Genomic DNA, 16,516 nt, shown 5'->3' with positions numbered 1-16,516 from the left:
CGCGTGACCTGGGCGACCCGTCCGCCCGAAACGAGGCAACATGCAGCAGCTCAAGCAGAAGTACAACGAGCAGGTCCGCCCGCAGCTCATGCAGCAGTTCGGCTACTCCAGCGTGATGGCCGTGCCCCGCATCGAGAAGATCGTCGTCAACGAGGGTCTGGGCAGCAGCAAGGAAGACAGCAAGGCCATCGACAAGGCGGCCAAGGAACTGGGCCTGATCACCCTTCAGAAGCCGATCGTCACCAAGGCCAAGAAGAGCATCAGCAACTTCAAGCTGCGTCAGGGCATGCCCGTGGGCATCAAGGTCACGCTGCGCAACGAGCGCATGTACGTGTTCCTCGAAAAGCTGATCAACATCGGCCTGCCCCGCATCCGCGATTTCCGCGGGATCAACCCCAACGCGTTCGACGGCCGTGGCAACTACAACCTCGGCATCCGCGAGCAGCTGATCTTCCCGGAAATCACCTATGATATGGTGGACAAGGTGCGCGGGATGGACATCACCATCGTGACCACCGCGAAGACCGACGAAGAAGCCCGCGCGCTGCTCCAGGCGATGGGTCTTCCCTTCCGCAAGTAAGGACGAGTGCTATGGCGAACACCTCGAAAGTTGTCAAGGCGGAGCGCGGCCACAAGTTTGCCGTGCAGAACTACAACCGCTGCTCACGCTGTGGCCGCGCCCGTGGCTACTACCGCTTCTTCGGCATGTGCCGCATCTGCATCCGCGAGATGGCGCACAAGGGCGAACTGCCCGGCGTGAAGAAGAGCAGCTGGTAAGATGACCTCCCTGCCGCCCCGGTTGCGGCAGGACTCGTGCAGGCCCCCCGGATACGAACTGATCTTGTTGACCAGTCATCGTCCGGTGTGTGGAATAGACCCAACAGAAGAAGCGTCCCATTGGGACCCACATTCGAGGGAAGAAGCGTGCCTGGTTGCCGGCCTTGTCCGGGACCAGGCCACCCGCCGGGGCAGTTCCCTGCTCCCGCCAACATGCCCATGGAGGCAACATGTTGAGTGATCCCATCGCGGACATGCTCACGCGCATTCGCAACGCGACGCGTACCCACAAGGAGACCGTCAACATCCCGGCCTCCAAATTCAAGGAGCAGCTCGCCAAGCTGCTCGTGCAGGAAGGCTACGTCCAGAGCGTCGAGCGCCTGCGCCCCGAAGGCGAGAAGTTCGATGTGCTGCGCGTCACCCTGAAGTACGGTGCCAAGCGTGAGCAGGTCATCAAGCACATCGAGCGCATCTCCCGCCCCGGCCGCCGCGCCTACGTGAGCGCCGACAACCTGCCGCGCGTGCAGCGTGGCCTGGGCCTGGCCGTCGTGTCGACGAGCCGTGGCCTGCTTCCCGACCGCGAAGCCCGCAAGCAGGGTGTAGGCGGCGAAGTCATCTGCGTTCTCTGGTAATCCAGAGTTCTGACCAAGGAGGACATTATGTCCCGTATCGGTAGACAACCCATCGCTGTGCCCAGCGGCGTGACCGTGAACGCCCAGGCCGGCATGTTCAAGGTCAAGGGCCCCAAGGGCGAACTGACGGTGCCCTACAACAACGAGCTGACCGTGCGCCAGGACGGCGAGCAGCTGCTCGTCGAGCGTCCCAGCGACGCCCAGCGCCACCGTGCCCTGCACGGCCTGACCCGTACCCTGGTCGCCAACGCGGTCAAGGGCGTGTCGGACGGCTTCACCATCAACCTCGAGCTGCGCGGCGTGGGTTACCGTGCGCGCCTCGCGGGCAAGAACCTCGAACTGACCATCGGCTACAGCCACCCGGTCGTGATTGAGCCGCCCGCCGGCGTGAGCTTCACCGTGCCTGAACCCACCCGTATCGACGTGAGCGGCATCGACAAGCAGCTCGTCGGTCAGGTGGCGGCAAATGTCCGCAAGGTGCGCAAGCCCGACGCCTACCACGGCAAGGGTGTGCGCTTCGTCGGCGAGCAGATCGCCCTCAAGGCTGGTAAGGCCGGTGCCACCGGCGGGAAAGGGAAGAAATAATGTCCGCACAGACGACCGTCCGCCGCAAGCTGCGCACCCGCCGCAAGGTCCGCGTGGCTGCTGCCGAGCGTCCGCGCCTCAGCGTGTTCCGCTCCAGCAAGCACATCTACGCCCAGATCATCGACGACAGCAAGGGCGTGACCCTGGCCTCGGCCAGCAGCGCCGCCGTCAAGACGGGCACCAAGACCGACACTGCGGCCGCTGTGGGCAAGGCCCTGGCCGAAGCCGCCACCGCCAAGGGTGTCACGAAGGTCGTTTTTGACCGTGGGGCGTACCGTTACCACGGACGCGTGAAGGCGCTCGCAGACGCGGCGCGGGAGGGTGGCCTTGACTTTTAATCGTCGTAACGACCGCAACGCGGAGCGTGAGAGCAGCGAATTCGAAGAGAAGATGCTGTTCGTCAACCGCACCTCCAAGACCTACCAGGGCGGACGCCGTTTCCGCTTCGCCGCGCTCGTGATCCTGGGTGACCGCAACGGTCGCGTGGGCATGGGGATCGGCAAGGCTAAGGAAGTGCCGGTCGCCATCGAGAAGGCCAAGGCGATCGCCCGCAAGAACATGATCAGCGTGCCCGTCGAGAACGGCACGATTCCCCACGACATCGTGGGTGTGAACAGCACGAGCCGCGTGCTGCTGAAGCCCGCCAGCCCCGGTACGGGCGTGATCGCGGGTACCGTGCCCCGTTCCATCGCCGAACTCGCGGGCATCACCAACATGCTCTCGAAGGAACTCGGCAGCCGCAACAAGGTGAACGTGGCTTACGCCGTGTTCGACGGCTTCAAGAACCTGCGCACCGCCAAGCAGGTCCGCGCCCTGCGCGGCACCGAGGCGCCGGCGCAGACCGCAGGAGGCGCGCAGTGAAGATTACCCTCAAGCGCAGCGTCATCGGCCGCCCTGGTTACCAGGTGAACACGGTCAAGGCGCTGGGTCTCAAGAAGATCGGCGACAGCCGCGAAGTCAATGACACGCCCGCCCTGCGCGGCATGGTCAAGACCGTTCAGCATCTGCTGGAGGTGCAGGAATGAAACTCCACGAGCTCAAGCCGCACGCCGGCAGCCGCAAGAACCGCAAGCGCGTGGGCCGTGGCCCCGGCGGGACCGACAAGACTGCCGGCCGTGGTCACAAGGGCCAGAAAGCCCGCAGCGGCGCCGGCAAGGGGGCCTTCTTCGAAGGGGGCCGCAGCCGCCTGATCGCCCGCCTGCCCAAGCGTGGTTTCAACAACGTCGGCACCACCTACGAGATCGTCAAGCTCTCGCAGCTGGCCGCCCTCGAAGGGGACACCTTCGACCGCGCCTCCCTGGAGCTGGCCGGTCTGGTGCGCCGCAAGAACAGCCCCGTCAAGCTGCTGGCGACCGGTGAACTCACCCGCGCCGTGACGGTGCACGTCGACGCCGCGAGCGCGGCCGCCATTCAGGCCGTGGAAGCGGCCGGCGGCCGGGTCGTGCTCCCCGAAGCTGCCAGCGAGACTGCCGAGAAGGCGGAGTAAATGCTCCGCGCCTTCCGCGACGCGTTCCGGATTCCGGACCTGAGGCGGAAGATTGTCTTCACCCTGCTGCTGCTCGCCGTGTACCGCTTGGGAAGCGCCATTCCCACGCCCGGCGTGAATACTGCAGCCCTCAGCCAGGCCACCTCGGGTGGCCTCTTTGGTTTGATCAGCCTGATCTCGGGGGGCAATCTTTCGCAGTTCTCGATCTTTGCGCTGGGGGTGCTGCCGTATATCACGGCCAGTATCGTGATCCAGCTGCTCACGACCACCGTGCCGGCCCTGGAAAAGCTTTCCAAGGAAGGCGAGGAGGGCCGCAAGAAGATCAACCAGTACACCCGCTACGCGGCCATCGCTCTGGGGGCGGCGCAGGCGATCTTCTTCTCGCTGTACATCACCAGCAACCCGCAGTACGTGGCGGTGGGCTGGGACCCGGGCATCTTCACGGTGCTCGTCATGGTGCTGACGCAGGTGGCAGGTATCGCCCTGACCATGTGGATCGGTGAGCGCATCACCGAGGTCGGCGTGGGCAACGGCATCAGCCTGATCATCACCTCTGGCATCATCGCGGCCTATCCGCGTGAGATTGCGGCGACGGGTCAGCTGCTCCAGACCGAGCAGACCAGCATCCTGCGCATCCTGATCTTCATCGGCGTCATCCTGATCACCATCGCCGGCATCGTGTACGTGTACCAGGCCGAGCGCCGGGTGCCCGTGACCTATGCGCGCGCGCGCGGTGGAGCGGCCGGTCAGGCCCGTGGGGCCGGTCAGGCGACCTGGCTGCCCATCAAGGTGAACCAGGCGGGTGTGATTCCGGTGATCTTCGCTTCGGCCATGCTGATCATCCCCAATGTGATCGCCAGCGCGACGGCCACCCGCGCGCCGGCCGTGAACGCCTGGATCAGCACCAACCTCGTCTTCGGCACGCCGCTGTACATCATTCTGGAAGCCGCCCTGATCTTCGGCTTCACGTACCTGTACAACAGTGTGCAGTTTGATCCCAAGCGCATCGCGGAGCAGCTGCGCGAGGCCGGCGGCTTCATTCCGGGCGTCCGTCCGGGCACGGCGACCGCCGAATTCCTGGGCAGCATCAGCGGTCGCCTGAGCCTCTGGGGCGCGATCTTCCTGGTCGTGCTGACGGTGTTCCCGCAGATCGTGCAACGCGGCACCGGCATCACCACCTTCCAGTTCTCGGGCACGGGCCTGCTGATCATCGTGGGGGTGGCACTCGAGACCCTGAAGCAGCTCGAAGCGCAGCTCACGGTGCGCCGTTACGACGGCTTCATCAGCAAGGGCCGCATCCGTGGCCGCCTGAACAACTGAGTCTGGCCGCTTGTCCACAGACCGCCTTCCTCCGGGAGGGCGGTTTCGTTTTGGTGTCGTCCGGGCCGACGTTACTGCTGGGGGAACTGGGCAGCCCGCACGTTTCTGTGGAAGAAGCCTCTATGCTGTGGCCCAAACGGAGGAGTGAAGTGACTCAGAACAAAAATAAGGTCGTGATTTTCCTCGGGCCTCCCGGTGCGGGCAAGGGAACCCAGGCCGAGCGCCTGGCCGCCGAGCAGGACCTCGTCAAGATCAGCACCGGGGACATCCTGCGCGACCATGTGGCGCGCGGCACCGAGCTGGGCCAGACGGTACAGCCGATCCTGACGGCCGGACAGCTCGTTCCCGACGATATCCTCATCGCCCTGATCCGCGACAAGCTCGCCGGCATGGAGCAGGTGCGGGTCATTTTCGACGGGTTCCCGCGCACCCAGGCCCAGGCTCAGGCCCTCGACCTTCTGCTTGAGGAACTTGGCGCGCCGGTCACCGCCGTTCCCCTGCTCGAAGTGCCCGACGAGGCGCTCGTGGGCCGGATCGTCGAGCGTGGGCGGCAGGCGGCGGCACGCGGCGAGGCGGTGCGCAGCGACGACACCGAGGAGGTGGCCCGCAAACGCCAGCAGGTCTACCGCGAGCAGACCCAGCCTCTGATCGAGCACTACGAGGGGCGCGGCCACCTGTACCGGGTGGACGGCGTGGGCACCATGGACGAGGTCTACAGCCGCATCCTGAACGGCATGCGCTGAGCTGACCGGAGTAGGCGTTCGGATAGGCTGGACAAACGGGTGATCGGCAGCAGAGGTGGGCCCGAGTCTTTACGGGTTTTGCCTCGCTGTGGTACTCTCTTTTTTGGCTTGCATCAAGCCTGGAGGTTGCGTGGCGAGACGAAGAATGCCGGAACAGCGGGAAAAACGTAAGAAGGAAGAGTCCGATACCGTGCGGGCCGAAGGGGTCGTGGAAGAGGCGCTGCCGAACACCACGTTCCGTGTAAAGCTCGACACCGGGCATGACCTGCTGGCGTACATCAGCGGCAAGATGCGGATTCACTACATCCGAATCCTGCCGGGGGACCGTGTGGTTCTGGAGATCAGCCCCTACGACACCACGCGTGGGCGCATCGTCTACCGCAAGTAAGCACCCAGGCGAGTGGTGCCCATAGATTCCCCGCACGCGTGTCAGCGTGCGCACGGCGGGGGGTCGAGCGCTGCCGGAGAACTCAGGCGGCGCGAGGAGGAAGCATGAAAGTTCGCAGCAGTGTCAAGAGAATGTGCGACAACTGCAAGGTGATCCGCCGCCACGGGCGCGTTCTGGTCATCTGCACCAATGTCAAGCACAAGCAGAGGCAGGGTTAAGCATGGCGCGTATTGCTGGCGTTGACCTGCCCCGTGAAAAGCGCATCGAAATCGCGCTGACCTACATCTACGGGATCGGCCTGACCCGCGCCAAGGACGTTCTGGCGCAGACGGGCGTGAACCCCGACACCCGCGTCAAGAACCTCTCGGAAGCCGAGCAGAGCACCCTGCGCGAAGCCATCGAGAAGACCTACAAGGTCGAAGGCGACCTGCGCAGCGAAGTCGGTCAGAACATCAAGCGTCTGATGGACATCGGCGCCTACCGTGGCCTGCGTCACCGCCGCGGCCTGCCCGTGCGCGGCCAGCGCACCAAGACGAACGCCCGCACCCGCAAGGGCCCGCGCAAGACCGTCGCCGGTAAGAAAAAGGCCACGAGGAAGTAAGCCATGGCGAAGAGCACCAAGGGCAAGACCCCCCGCCGCGCCCGGCGCAACATCAGCGCTGGCCGCGCCTACGTGAACGCGAGCTACAACAACACCATCGTCACCATCACCGACCTTGAAGGCAACAGCGTGGCCTGGTCGTCGGGCGGCACCATCGGCTACAAGGGCAGCAAGAAGGGGACCCCCTACGCTGCCCAGCTGGCCGCCGCCGACGCCGTCAAGAAGGCGCAGCAGACCTTCGGCATGAACATCGTCGACGTGATCGTGCGTGGCAGCGGCTCGGGCCGTGAACAGGCCATCCGCGCCATCCAGGCGTCGGGCATTGAAGTGAAGTCCATCATGGACGACACCCCTGTGCCCCACAACGGCTGCCGCCCCAAGAAGAAGTTCCGCGCCTAAAGCGCACGCGCGCGCCCACCTGCCCCGGTTTCGCTGTTCCACGCCTCCAGAGACGACCAGGAACGAAAGCTGCACCCACCAGCGAGAAACCGGGCCACAGAGGGCCGCAGACCTGCCCGCGCCGCTCCGGCCGGGCGCATAAGGAGAGCAAGACATGGGTCGTTTCCGTGGTTCCATTACCAAGCAGAGCCGCCGCGAAGGCATCAACCTCGCGGAGACCGAAAAGGTCCAGAAGTACCTGGACAAGCGTCCCTACGGCCCCGGCCAGCACGGCCAACGCCGCAAGGGCCGCCCCAGCGACTACAGCGTGCGTCTGCGTGAAAAGCAGAAGCTCGCCCGCCTCTACGGCGTCGGCGAAAAGCAGTTCCGCAACCTCTTTGAGGAAGCCGCCAATGTGCCCGGCGTGACCGGCACCGTGTTCCTGCAGCTGCTCGAACGCCGTCTGGACAACGTCGTGTTCCGCATGGGCTTTGCCAGCACCCGCCGCCAGGCGCGTCAGTTTGTCGGTCACGGCCATATTTTCGTGAACGGCAAGAAAGTGGACGTGGCCAGCTACCGCGTCAAGATCGGCGACGAGATCAGCGTGGCCGAAGGCAGCCGCCAGATGGGCTTCGTCCAGGAAAACATGGAAGCGCAGAAGCGCCGCCGCGTCAGCCCCTGGGTCGAAATGAACCCCGAGAACTTCACCGGCACTTTCGCGCGTCTCCCCGCGCGTGAAGACTTGGCGCTGCCGATCAACGAGAACTTCATCATCGAGTACTACTCGCGTTAAACACGGAGGCCCCAGTGGATCAAAAGCGCCCTCAACTCAAGGCCCGCGTGGACGGCAACTACGGCGAATTCGTCCTCGAGCCGCTCACGCGCGGGTACGGCGTCACCATCGGGAACCCTGTCCGGCGCATCCTGATGTCCTCGATTCCCGGCACGGCGGTGACCAGTGTCTACATCGAGGATGTCCTGCACGAGTTTTCCACCATTCCAGGCGTCAAGGAAGACGTCATCGGGCTGATCCTCAACCTCAAGGAACTGGTCGTGAAGTTCCATGCGGGCGGTCCCAAGACCCTGACGCTGCGCGCGCAGGGCGAAGGGGTCGTCAAGGCGAGCGCCTTCGAGGTGCCCAGTGACGCCGAGATCGTGAATCCGGACCTGACCATCGCCACCCTCGCCGAAGACGGCAAGCTGGTGATGGAAGTGCGTGTGGAAGAAGGCGAAGGCTACGTGCCCGCCGACAAGCATGCCACCAAGGACCGCATCAACTCGATCCCGGTGGACGCCGTGTTCTCGCCGGTGCGCCGCGTGGCCTACCACGTGGAGAACACCCGCGTGGGCCAGCAGACCGACCTCGACCGCCTGATCCTGCGCGTCTGGACCGATGGCAGCACCGGTCCCCAGGACGCCCTGGACAAGGCTGTGGAGATCCTGCGTTCGGAACTGACGGTGTTCGGTAACGTGGAAAACGTGCCGGTCACCATCGACACCGAGATCAGCCAGCCGGTCTACACCCCGGCGATGACGACCCCGGTGCCGGCCGGTGCGGGGATCTATGATCTGCCGCCGCGCCAGCCCGAGCTGAGCATCAACCCTCAGCCCTTCCCGACCGACCTGGATACGCCCCGCGTGACCCTCGAAGGCCTGGGCCTGACCACCCGCGTGCTGCATTCCCTCAAGGAAGAAGGCATCGACAGCGTGGACGCCCTGTGCGCCCTGTCCGACCGTGACCTCAAGAAGGTTCCGGGCATCGGTGAGCGCAGCCTCGACGAGATCAAGCAGCAGCTCGCCCAGTTCGGCCTCGCCCTCAGAGACTGACCCCCTTTCGGCGGGCGGCCCAGCGCCGCTCTCCGTCCCCCAAGGAGAACAACCATGCGTCACGGTAAAGCCGGTCGCAAGCTCAACCGCAACAGCAGCGCCCGCACCGCCCTGGCCCGCGCCCAGGCGACGGCCCTGCTGCGCGAGGGCCGCATCCAGACGACCCTCACGAAGGCCAAGGAGCTGCGTCCTTACGTCGAGAAGCTGATCACCACCGCCAAGGGCGGCGATCTGCACGCCCGCCGCCTCGTCGCCCAGGACATCCACGACAACGACGTCGTGCGCAAGGTCATGGACGAAGTGGCCCCCAAGTACGCCGAGCGTCCCGGTGGCTACACCCGCATCCTGCGCGTGGGCACCCGCCGCGGTGACGGCGTCACCATGGCCCTCATCGAACTGGTCTGAGGCCCCCCTCGGCCTGCATCCCCCCACCCGCCGCGGTGGGGGGTTTTTCATGCCTGTAGAAGCGGTTTTTTGTGATCTGCGCGGCTTTCCCGGCCCATCCGTTTCCCATCTCACGGGCGCATACTGGGGTATGAAACCTGCGCCTCGCCGGTCGGTCGCCCGCGTTTCCCCTTTCCGCCTTTCCGGCACCCGGCTGCTGGGGGCTGCCCTGCTGGGCACGGCCCTGCTGGCTGCTCCCGCCGCCACGGCCAAGACGGCCGCGACCGCTCCGGCACAGGTGCTGTTCGACCGAGTCAATCAACTGGTGCAGGACCGGTACGGCGGCCTCTCGACCGTCGACCGCGCCGCGCTGCGCAGCGAGTACCAGATCCGCCTCGACGCAGTGTGTGCGCCCGACCCGCAGACCTGCGCCTCGACCAAAGCCTACCCGGTGGTGCAGGCGGAGATCACGGCACTGGGGGACGAACACAGCTTTTTCCAGACGCCGGACGACTTCGGGGATTTCGTCGCCAGCGCGACGGGGGGCAACCGCAAGCAGTTCGGGGTGAAACTCGCGCGGCTCGACGGCGAGAACCGTGTGGTGCTGGAGGTGGTGCCCGACAGCGCCGCCGCCGAGGCCGGGCTGAGCCGGGGCGACGTGCTCCAGACCATCGGGGGGCAGCCCTACACCTACGAGCGGCTGCGCAGTGCCCGTCTGGGCGACCAGGCCACCGCGCTGGGGGTAGACCGCCAGGGCCAGCGCCTGAACCTGACCATCACGCCGCGCGAGAGCAGCACGCGCGACCTGCCGCGCCTGACGTACGCCGGACCGCAGGGCAAGACGGCGGTGCTGCGCATTCCGACCTTCCTGACGGGCGGCGGGGTGGCGCAGACCGTACACAACCTCGTGGGGCAGGCGCAGGCGCGCGGGGCCACCGGCCTGATCGTGGACCTGCGCGGCAATGGGGGCGGCAGCCTCAGCGAGTGCGACAGCGCCGTGAGCGCCTTCGTACCGGATTTCGTGCGGGTGGCGCGCACCAGCGACGGCGACGTACAGACCCGTGTGAGCCGGGGCCTGCGTCTCGAAGACGGGCAGGCCCAGGGGGGCGTGCGCAACCCCAAGCTCTGGACCGGCCCGCTGGCCGTGCTGGTGGACAAGTCCAGCGCGTCGTGCAGCGAGTTCTTCGCCTACGAGATCCAGTACGCCGGGCGTGGCCCGATCATCGGGGAGGACACGGCCGGCGTGGGCAATACGGCGACCCGCGTCTTTCCGCTGCCGGACGACGCCGCGCTGCAACTGACCATTACCAACTACGTCAAGCCCAATGGCGCGCCCTACCCGGTGCGCGTGATGCCCGACCAGACGGTCGCCCAGACCGAGGACACCATCCGGCGGCTGACGCAGGGCGTGGACCTGCTGCTCGACAGCGGCGTGCGTGCCCTGAGCGCCGCACCCACGCTGTCGAGCGACCGCGCCCGGAACTAGGGAGGGTAAAGAGGGCGGCCGGCACCCCTGGGGTCGCTGGCCGCTTCTGTCCTGGTTTGACAGAGGTCTTCAGTTCCATTGAGAGCTCAGCAGCATGCCCCTCTGGTTCACTTCCACCGCTGTCTTTGTCAGGGGACCGCTCCGCTCGATTGAGAGGAATCAGGGGCCACCCCTGGTCCCTCTCAATCCTGTCCTTCAGTCGCCCGCTGCGGCCTGGGCCTCCTCGCGGGTGGGCATGTCGCGCAGGGCCCAGCGCAGCCCCAGGGCCGTGAGCAGCCCGATGGCGAGCAGGGTCAGCCAGGGCAGCAGCGTGAAATCCAGGCGGCGTCCGGCGTCGATGAGTAGCCCCCCCAGGAAGTTGCCCACTGCCCCGCCCAGGCCCAGGCTGATGGCCGAGAAGCCGAAATAGCTGCCCGTGAGGCCCTCGGGCGCGAGACGGGACGTGAGGGTCTGCTGCATGGGATACACCAGCATGGTGCCCAGGCTGTACAGCGCCACGCAGGCCAGCAGTTGCCCGAAGGTGACGGCCAGGCCCATCAAGCCCAGCGAGACGGCCACGCTCAGGACGGCCGTGACCAGCACCACCCGCGCGCGCAGGTGACGCTCGGCGAGGCGCAGCAGCGGGTATTGCAGCGCCACCGCCAGCCCCGCCGAGAGCCCGTAGAGCGGCCCCGTCGCGCCTGGCCCGGCCAGCTCGACCGCCTTGAGGGTCACGGCCACGTTGAGCTGGGTGCTGAGCAGGAAGTAACCGCACAGCACGAAGGTGAAGCGCCGGAAGGCCCGGTCGTGCAGCGCTACCGCCAGCCCCGCCAGCGCGCGGGTGTCCACGCGCGGAGCCGGGCGCATGTGCGGCAGCGTGAGGGCCAGGACCACCAGCGCGAAGATGTAGGCGCTGCTGGCGATCAGGGCGGCGCGCTGGAAGCCCAGGGTGATGAGCCAGGCGCCCAGCAGCGGCCCCGTGACCATGCCCAGGTTGCCCGCGATGCTGATGAGGCTGAACATCCGCGCGCGGAACTCGGGGGGGGTGACGGCCGTGATGGCCGCGCTCTTTGGGGCGTCGAACAGACCGCCGCCGACCCCGGCCAGCAGCGAGGCGGCCAGCAGTTCGGGCAGCGATCCGGCGAAGGCCATCCAGGCGAAGCCCAGCGTGCGGATCAGACACCCTGCCAGGATCAGCGGCTTGGGGCCGAGGCGGTCGGCCCAGGCCCCCCCGAAGACCGTCAGGCCCTGCTGCGTGAGCTGGCGCAGGCCCAGCACTAGACCCACGCTGGCGGCCGCCCAGCCCAGACCGTCTACGAAATGCACCGTGATGAGGGGCACGACCAGAAAAAAGCCTCCCCACATCAGGAAGGTGACGCCGATCAGGCCCAGCTGGGCGGGCGACAGGCGCAGTGGGGCGGCAGCGGGAGCAGACACGTTGCCGAGGCTACACCCGCGCCGCGCCGGGGTGGCCGGCTGGCCGGGACTGCGCGGCCGCCTGCCGACGCCGGGTCATCACTGACGGCGAGGTGAGAGAAGCGCGCCGGGCACCTGAAGTCCGGCGCTATCCGCGCGCGCGCCCGGGCTGCCAGCATGCAGGGCATGACAACCACAGATCAGCGGAGCCGCCCGGCTCCCCGTCTCGTTCTCGGGACCGTGCTGACCGGCGCGGCGCTGGTGCTGGCCTCGTGCGGGGGCGGCGCGATCACGCCGGAAACCACGCCGCCTCCGGGTGGGGGAAGCACCGAGCTGCCGCCGGTGACGACGCCTGCCGAGCAGAGCGGCCGGATTCCCGGTCAGATCACGCCATTTACGGCCGGGCAGGCCAGCAGCGTGAGGCCCGAGGAGCTGAGTGAGAGCGCCGCCGTCTCCGGGTCGGGTCTGTTCGATCTGGCCCTGCCCGGCGCGACGACCATGACGACGACCTACGCCGATCTGCTGTTCAACGCGACCGACATCTTCGGATCTTGCGAGAATGTCATCACGACGGCCCCGGACAGCCTGCGGCTCTATCCCATCGCCAGCCTCAAGACCGACACCGGTCAGACCCTCACCGCCAACGCCTCGGGTAGCACGACCGCCAAGAATTGGTGGTTCGCCAATCAGGACGCCTCGTATACCTTCCAGGGTGATTGCCTGGGGCTGGGGACCGTCAATGCCACCTTCAACTTCAAGCTGGGCTGGAACGTGCTGGACGTGACCTACAGCGGCGCCAGCACCGCCTACGCGCAGGTGGCGGCCCCCACCTCGCCGGTCGAGTGGCGTGTGGGCGGTCTGGGATCGCAGCGCCTGAACAACGCCCTGGAGCCCTGGAAGAATTCGGCCGCCTACCGGGCACGTCACCGTAACTGAGCCGCAAGCGAACACCCCCCACACAGCGGTAGGGGGTGTTCTTTCTGGCTCGGCAGGTTGGGGTCGAACCAACGACCGTCCGATTAACAGTCGGATGCTCTGCCACTGAGCTACTGCCGAATACAGGTGGCGTGTGGCCGTTTCCGGCGCGAGAGGGATAGTAGCATGGCCCCGAAAGCCGCGCAAGTCTCCCCAATGCCCGGGCCGATGCCGGGGCCCGCCGCGTTCAGGCCTGGGCGCCGCCGGGCATGATGGTGTCGGGCGACACCCCCAGGCGGCGCAGCGCCTCGGCCCAGCGGTTCTCGGCCGGTACGTCCCACAGCAGTTCCGGCGTGTCCTGCTCCACCCAGACCCAGGCTCCGGCGCGGGCCTCCTCGGCCAGCTGCCCGGCGCGCCAGCCCGCATAGCCCAGGACCAGCATGTACCGCTGGCCGGCGGCCATCACGGCGCGCAGCACGTCCAGACTGCTCGTGACGTTCAGGCCGGGCAGCAGACGCATCTCGCCCTCCAGCCCCAGCGGCTCGGGGTACAGGCACCAGCCCAGCGAGGGGTCGACCGGGCCGCCCAGCCATGCGGGCTCGTCCTGACCCGGCGCGTCGGGCATCAGTTCGGTGACGGTCTGCGGTGCGGGCGCATTGACGATCAGGCCCATCGCGCCGCCCAGGTCGTGTTCGAGCAGCAGAATGACGGCGCCCCCGAACACGGCCCCGTGCAGGTGGGGGCTGGCGACCAGAAACGTCAGCGCGCGGCTCATCGCCCTCAGCGTAGCGGGCCGGGCGGCGCGGGTGTAGTGGCCCTGGCCTTCATATGGCCAGCGAAAACCCCCACCGCGTGGGTGGGGGCAGGGGTCGGTCCGGGAAGGGGAGGGGAAAGAGGCTCAGGCGCTCGCGCCGGTCCGGCGGCTGTTGCGGCGCTTGGGGGCCTCGGCGCCGGGGGTGGGCACGGCGGGGGCCGAGCCGTCACGCGGGGTTTCCAGCGCCTTCAGGCCGCCGACCAGGGCCACGTCCAGCACCTGATCCACCGTCTCGCAGGGGTGGAAGCTCATCGAGGCGCGCAGGTGGGCCGGGATGTCGCGCAGGTCGGCCTCGTTGGCCTTGGGCATGATGATGTGCTTGATGCCCGCACGCCGCGCGCCCAGCACCTTCTCCTTCAGGCCGCCGATGGGGAGGTAGCGTCCCGTCAGGGTCATCTCGCCGGTCATGGCGACGTCGTGGCGTGCCGGAATCCCGGTCAGGGCCGAGATGAGACTGGTCGCCATCGCGCCCCCGGCACTCGGGCCTTCCTTGGGGATGGCGCCGGCCGGCACATGCACGTGGATCTCGCTGTTGTCGAGGCGGTCCTTGTCGATGTGGAAGCGCTCGGCGTTGCTCTTGGCGTAGGTCAGGGCCGCGCGGGCCGATTCCTTCATCACGTCGCCCAGCTGCCCGGTGAGGACCAGGCCCTTGCCGGGCATGATGCTCGTCTCGACGAACAGGATGTCCCCGCCGACCGGCGTGTAGAACATGCCGGTGCTCACGCCGACCATGTCTTCCTTGTTCTCGCTCTCGGGGGTGTGGCGGGCCTGCCCCAGGTAGCGGTCGAGTTCCTTGTCGGTGACCTTGACGCGCTTGACCTCGGCGGTGGCGATGCGGCGGGCGACCTTGCGGGCCACCGTACCGATCTCGCGCTCGAGGTTGCGCACGCCGGCTTCGCGGGTGTAGTTCGAGATCAGCTTTTCCAGCGAGGCGTCGGTGAACGAGATCTGGTTGGGCTTCAGGCCGTTCTGCGTGAGCTGACGGGGCAGCAGGTAACGCTTGGCGATCTCCAGCTTCTCCTGCTCGATGTAGCTGGAAAAGTCGATGACCTCCATGCGGTCCATCAGCGCGGCCGGAATCTGCTCGGGGTAGTTCGCCGTGGCGATGAACATGACTTCCGAGAGGTCGAAGGCCACGCCCAGGTAGTGGTCGGTGAAGTGCTGGTTCTGCGAGGGGTCGAGCACTTCGAGCAGCGCCGAGCTGGGGTCGCCCTGGTAGCTGCTGCCCAGCTTGTCGATCTCGTCGAGCAGCACGACCGGGTTCTTGGTGCCGGCGGTGCGGATGCCCTGGATCAGGCGGCCGGGCATGGCGCCGATGTAGGTGCGGCGGTGGCCCCGGATGTCCGACTCGTCACGCGCGCCGCCCAGGGCGATACGCACGTACTTGCGGCCCAGCGCCTTGGCGATGCTCTGCGCGATGCTGGTCTTGCCGACGCCGGGAGGGCCGGTGAACACCAGGATGGGTCCCTTGTTGACCTCGTCGGCGCTGATCTCGCCGCGCTCGGCCCGCTCCTTGCGCAGCCGGCGCACGGCCAGGAACTCCAGTACGCGGTCCTTGACCTTCTCCAGGCCGTAGTGGTCCTCGTCGAGCACCTGCGCGGCCTCGCCCACGTCCAGGCGGTCCTCGCTGCGGGTGTTCCAGGGCAGCTCGGTGACCCAGGTCAGGTAGGTGCGGATGACCGAAGCCTCGGCGGCGTCGGGGTGCATGCGCGACAGGCGGTTGACCTCGCGGTCGATGTCCTTTTTCACCTCGGGCTTGAGGTCCAGGGCGTCGATCTTGGCGCGGAAGGCCTCGGCCTCGTCGCCGTCCTCGTCGTCGCTGCCGTTCAGTTCCTTCTGGATGACCTTCATCTGCTCGCGCAGGTAGTACTCGCGCTGGTTCTTGTCGATCTCTTCCTTGACCTGCGCGCGGATCTTGGCCTGCACGGCCTGCACTTCCTGCTCGGTGTCGAGCAGCGTCAGGATCTTGCGCAGCCGCCCCTCGACGCTGTCGATTTCCAGCAGGGCCTGCTTGTCCTCGAGCTTGAAGTCGAGGTTGAAGGCGATGTGGTCGGCCATCTCGCCGGGGTCTTCCTTGCTCTGGATGGTCTGCACGCTCTCGGCGTTCAGGCGGCCGCCGCTGGCGACGGTGTCGAACTTCTCGCGCAGTTCGCGGGCCAGGGCCTGAAGCTCCACGCCGCCGCTCTTGCCTTCGGGCAGGGCCTCGATGTCGGCGCGCAGGTAGTCGCCGCGCGTGTAGGCGCTCACGCGCACGCGCGCCACGGCCGACACGAGCATCTGGACGGTGCCGTCGGGGTTCTTGCGCACGCGCAGGACGTTACAGGCGGTGCCCACGTCGTACAGGTCGCTGCCCTTGGGGTCGTCCACGTCCTTGTCGCGCTGCGAGACGATCAGGATGACCTTCTCGCCGCTCATGGCCGCCTCGATGGCCCCGATGGACAGGGCGCGGCTGGCGTCGATGTGCTGGACCATCGTCGGGTAGATCACGCTGCCGCGGACAGGGCAGACGGGAATGTTCTTGGGGAGGTTGGGGTGTTCGGTGGGCATGCGGTACTCCTTATGGCCCTGACCCTGTGGGGCTGCCGGGGGGAGAGAACGTCTGACCCTGGCGAATACTTCTACCAGGAAACTTGAGTGCAACTATATCAAGTTTCGGCAGTTCGCGCAAGCCTCGCGGCCTCCGCGCGCTGCCCCAAAAATACGTCTGTCACGAGAAAATTCTACTGCCGCCGCCTGACAGTGCCCTCACAGAAAGCTGATGCGACATTTACGCTTCGGCCCTGGT

At 66.9% G+C, this 16,516-nt stretch carries 22 protein-coding genes and 1 tRNA gene; 19 read left to right on the top strand and 4 right to left on the bottom strand.

The window, feature by feature from the left end; translation table 11 throughout:
- Positions 1–40 precede the first annotated feature (40 nt).
- From rplE to DGO_RS12955, 18 genes are all read left to right on the top strand, one after another.
- On the top strand, positions 41–580 hold the full coding sequence (gene rplE / locus DGO_RS13040; RefSeq protein ID WP_014685986.1) for a 50S ribosomal protein L5: 540 nt from the start codon (positions 41–43) through the stop codon (positions 578–580).
- Between the two features lie 11 nt (positions 581–591).
- Positions 592–777 carry a type Z 30S ribosomal protein S14 gene (locus tag DGO_RS13035; RefSeq protein ID WP_014685985.1) on the top strand — a complete coding sequence of 62 codons (186 nt, stop codon included), beginning with the start codon at positions 592–594 and terminating at the stop codon, positions 775–777.
- A 230-nt stretch (positions 778–1,007) separates the two neighbouring features.
- Entirely contained in the window at positions 1,008–1,409 is a 402-nt protein-coding gene (rpsH, locus tag DGO_RS13030) for a 30S ribosomal protein S8 (protein ID WP_014685984.1), read from the top strand.
- Between the two features lie 27 nt (positions 1,410–1,436).
- Positions 1,437–1,994 (top strand): 50S ribosomal protein L6, encoded by a 558-nt coding sequence (rplF, locus tag DGO_RS13025; RefSeq protein ID WP_014685983.1) that lies wholly within the window; start codon positions 1,437–1,439, stop codon positions 1,992–1,994.
- Positions 1,994–2,332 carry a 50S ribosomal protein L18 gene (rplR, locus tag DGO_RS13020; protein ID WP_014685982.1) on the top strand — a complete coding sequence of 113 codons (339 nt, stop codon included), beginning with the start codon at positions 1,994–1,996 and terminating at the stop codon, positions 2,330–2,332. The genes rplF and rplR overlap by 1 nt, the downstream gene beginning before the upstream one ends.
- Complete coding sequence (rpsE, locus tag DGO_RS13015; RefSeq protein WP_014685981.1) at positions 2,322–2,855, top strand: 30S ribosomal protein S5; 534 nt, start codon at positions 2,322–2,324, stop codon at positions 2,853–2,855. The genes rplR and rpsE overlap by 11 nt, the downstream gene beginning before the upstream one ends.
- Positions 2,852–3,019: a 50S ribosomal protein L30 gene (gene rpmD / locus DGO_RS13010; RefSeq protein ID WP_014685980.1), complete on the top strand. Its 168-nt coding sequence runs from the start codon at positions 2,852–2,854 to the stop codon at positions 3,017–3,019. Before rpsE ends, rpmD begins: the two co-directional genes overlap by 4 nt.
- On the top strand, positions 3,016–3,480 hold the full coding sequence (gene rplO / locus DGO_RS13005; protein WP_014685979.1) for a 50S ribosomal protein L15: 465 nt from the start codon (positions 3,016–3,018) through the stop codon (positions 3,478–3,480). Before rpmD ends, rplO begins: the two co-directional genes overlap by 4 nt.
- On the top strand, positions 3,481–4,800 hold the full coding sequence (gene secY / locus DGO_RS13000) for a preprotein translocase subunit SecY (RefSeq protein ID WP_014685978.1): 1,320 nt from the start codon (positions 3,481–3,483) through the stop codon (positions 4,798–4,800).
- 149 nt (positions 4,801–4,949) lie between these two features.
- Positions 4,950–5,543: an adenylate kinase gene (locus DGO_RS12995; RefSeq protein ID WP_014685977.1), complete on the top strand. Its 594-nt coding sequence runs from the start codon at positions 4,950–4,952 to the stop codon at positions 5,541–5,543.
- Between the two features lie 145 nt (positions 5,544–5,688).
- Positions 5,689–5,931: a translation initiation factor IF-1 gene (gene infA, locus DGO_RS12990; RefSeq protein WP_014685976.1), complete on the top strand. Its 243-nt coding sequence runs from the start codon at positions 5,689–5,691 to the stop codon at positions 5,929–5,931.
- Between the two features lie 104 nt (positions 5,932–6,035).
- On the top strand, positions 6,036–6,149 hold the full coding sequence (gene rpmJ, locus DGO_RS12985; protein WP_011530969.1) for a 50S ribosomal protein L36: 114 nt from the start codon (positions 6,036–6,038) through the stop codon (positions 6,147–6,149).
- A 2-nt stretch (positions 6,150–6,151) separates the two neighbouring features.
- Positions 6,152–6,532: a 30S ribosomal protein S13 gene (gene rpsM, locus DGO_RS12980; protein WP_014685975.1), complete on the top strand. Its 381-nt coding sequence runs from the start codon at positions 6,152–6,154 to the stop codon at positions 6,530–6,532.
- Positions 6,533–6,535: 3 nt separating this feature from the next.
- Positions 6,536–6,931, top strand: coding sequence for a 30S ribosomal protein S11 (gene rpsK, locus DGO_RS12975; RefSeq protein WP_014685974.1), 396 nt, complete (start codon positions 6,536–6,538; stop codon positions 6,929–6,931).
- A gap of 154 nt (positions 6,932–7,085) precedes the next feature.
- Positions 7,086–7,703 (top strand): 30S ribosomal protein S4, encoded by a 618-nt coding sequence (gene rpsD / locus DGO_RS12970; protein WP_014685973.1) that lies wholly within the window; start codon positions 7,086–7,088, stop codon positions 7,701–7,703.
- Between the two features lie 14 nt (positions 7,704–7,717).
- On the top strand, positions 7,718–8,737 hold the full coding sequence (locus DGO_RS12965) for a DNA-directed RNA polymerase subunit alpha (protein ID WP_014685972.1): 1,020 nt from the start codon (positions 7,718–7,720) through the stop codon (positions 8,735–8,737).
- 54 nt (positions 8,738–8,791) lie between these two features.
- The gene (gene rplQ / locus DGO_RS12960; RefSeq protein ID WP_014685971.1) at positions 8,792–9,142 is read left to right on the top strand and encodes a 50S ribosomal protein L17; all 351 of its coding nucleotides are present in this window, start codon (positions 8,792–8,794) and stop codon (positions 9,140–9,142) included.
- A 130-nt stretch (positions 9,143–9,272) separates the two neighbouring features.
- Positions 9,273–10,607 carry a S41 family peptidase gene (locus DGO_RS12955; protein ID WP_043802406.1) on the top strand — a complete coding sequence of 445 codons (1,335 nt, stop codon included), beginning with the start codon at positions 9,273–9,275 and terminating at the stop codon, positions 10,605–10,607.
- Between the two features lie 195 nt (positions 10,608–10,802).
- On the opposite strand, the gene DGO_RS12950 is transcribed toward DGO_RS12955, so the two are convergent.
- Entirely contained in the window at positions 10,803–12,023 is a 1,221-nt protein-coding gene (locus DGO_RS12950) for an MFS transporter (protein WP_085961080.1), read from the bottom strand.
- Between the two features lie 165 nt (positions 12,024–12,188).
- Between DGO_RS12950 and DGO_RS12945 the strand changes: the two genes are divergently transcribed.
- Positions 12,189–12,938 carry a hypothetical protein gene (locus DGO_RS12945; RefSeq protein WP_145975331.1) on the top strand — a complete coding sequence of 250 codons (750 nt, stop codon included), beginning with the start codon at positions 12,189–12,191 and terminating at the stop codon, positions 12,936–12,938.
- A 45-nt stretch (positions 12,939–12,983) separates the two neighbouring features.
- Here DGO_RS12945 and DGO_RS12940 read toward each other — a convergent pair.
- From DGO_RS12940 to lon, 3 genes are all read right to left on the bottom strand, one after another.
- Positions 12,984–13,058: transfer RNA gene (locus DGO_RS12940), tRNA-Asn, on the bottom strand.
- A gap of 106 nt (positions 13,059–13,164) precedes the next feature.
- Positions 13,165–13,692, bottom strand: coding sequence for a YqgE/AlgH family protein (locus DGO_RS12935; protein ID WP_014685967.1), 528 nt, complete (start codon positions 13,690–13,692; stop codon positions 13,165–13,167).
- 123 nt (positions 13,693–13,815) lie between these two features.
- Entirely contained in the window at positions 13,816–16,278 is a 2,463-nt protein-coding gene (gene lon, locus DGO_RS12930) for an endopeptidase La (RefSeq protein ID WP_014685966.1), read from the bottom strand.
- Between the last annotated feature and the right edge of the window lie 238 nt (positions 16,279–16,516).

This window comes from Deinococcus gobiensis I-0 (assembly GCF_000252445.1).
Taxonomy (GTDB): domain Bacteria; phylum Deinococcota; class Deinococci; order Deinococcales; family Deinococcaceae; genus Deinococcus; species Deinococcus gobiensis.
This window is presented reverse-complemented; position numbering and strand designations above follow the sequence as displayed.

What these genes read in the sequence shown, in the direction of transcription:
- rplE (WP_014685986.1), top strand. Translation starts at nt 41, where the DNA reads ATGCAGCAGCTCAAGCAGAAGTACAACGAGCAGGTCCGCCCGCAGCTC.
- DGO_RS13035 (WP_014685985.1), top strand. Translation starts at nt 592, where the DNA reads ATGGCGAACACCTCGAAAGTTGTCAAGGCGGAGCGCGGCCACAAGTTT.
- rpsH (WP_014685984.1), top strand. Translation starts at nt 1,008, where the DNA reads ATGTTGAGTGATCCCATCGCGGACATGCTCACGCGCATTCGCAACGCG.
- rplF (WP_014685983.1), top strand. Translation starts at nt 1,437, where the DNA reads ATGTCCCGTATCGGTAGACAACCCATCGCTGTGCCCAGCGGCGTGACC.
- rplR (WP_014685982.1), top strand. Translation starts at nt 1,994, where the DNA reads ATGTCCGCACAGACGACCGTCCGCCGCAAGCTGCGCACCCGCCGCAAG.
- rplO (WP_014685979.1), top strand. Translation starts at nt 3,016, where the DNA reads ATGAAACTCCACGAGCTCAAGCCGCACGCCGGCAGCCGCAAGAACCGC.
- secY (WP_014685978.1), top strand. Translation starts at nt 3,481, where the DNA reads ATGCTCCGCGCCTTCCGCGACGCGTTCCGGATTCCGGACCTGAGGCGG.
- infA (WP_014685976.1), top strand. Translation starts at nt 5,689, where the DNA reads ATGCCGGAACAGCGGGAAAAACGTAAGAAGGAAGAGTCCGATACCGTG.
- rpmJ (WP_011530969.1), top strand. Translation starts at nt 6,036, where the DNA reads ATGAAAGTTCGCAGCAGTGTCAAGAGAATGTGCGACAACTGCAAGGTG.
- rpsM (WP_014685975.1), top strand. Translation starts at nt 6,152, where the DNA reads ATGGCGCGTATTGCTGGCGTTGACCTGCCCCGTGAAAAGCGCATCGAA.
- rpsK (WP_014685974.1), top strand. Translation starts at nt 6,536, where the DNA reads ATGGCGAAGAGCACCAAGGGCAAGACCCCCCGCCGCGCCCGGCGCAAC.
- rpsD (WP_014685973.1), top strand. Translation starts at nt 7,086, where the DNA reads ATGGGTCGTTTCCGTGGTTCCATTACCAAGCAGAGCCGCCGCGAAGGC.
- rplQ (WP_014685971.1), top strand. Translation starts at nt 8,792, where the DNA reads ATGCGTCACGGTAAAGCCGGTCGCAAGCTCAACCGCAACAGCAGCGCC.
- DGO_RS12955 (WP_043802406.1), top strand. Translation starts at nt 9,273, where the DNA reads ATGAAACCTGCGCCTCGCCGGTCGGTCGCCCGCGTTTCCCCTTTCCGC.
- DGO_RS12945 (WP_145975331.1), top strand. Translation starts at nt 12,189, where the DNA reads ATGACAACCACAGATCAGCGGAGCCGCCCGGCTCCCCGTCTCGTTCTC.
- DGO_RS12935 (WP_014685967.1), bottom strand. Translation starts at nt 13,692, where the DNA reads ATGAGCCGCGCGCTGACGTTTCTGGTCGCCAGCCCCCACCTGCACGGG.
- lon (WP_014685966.1), bottom strand. Translation starts at nt 16,278, where the DNA reads ATGCCCACCGAACACCCCAACCTCCCCAAGAACATTCCCGTCTGCCCT.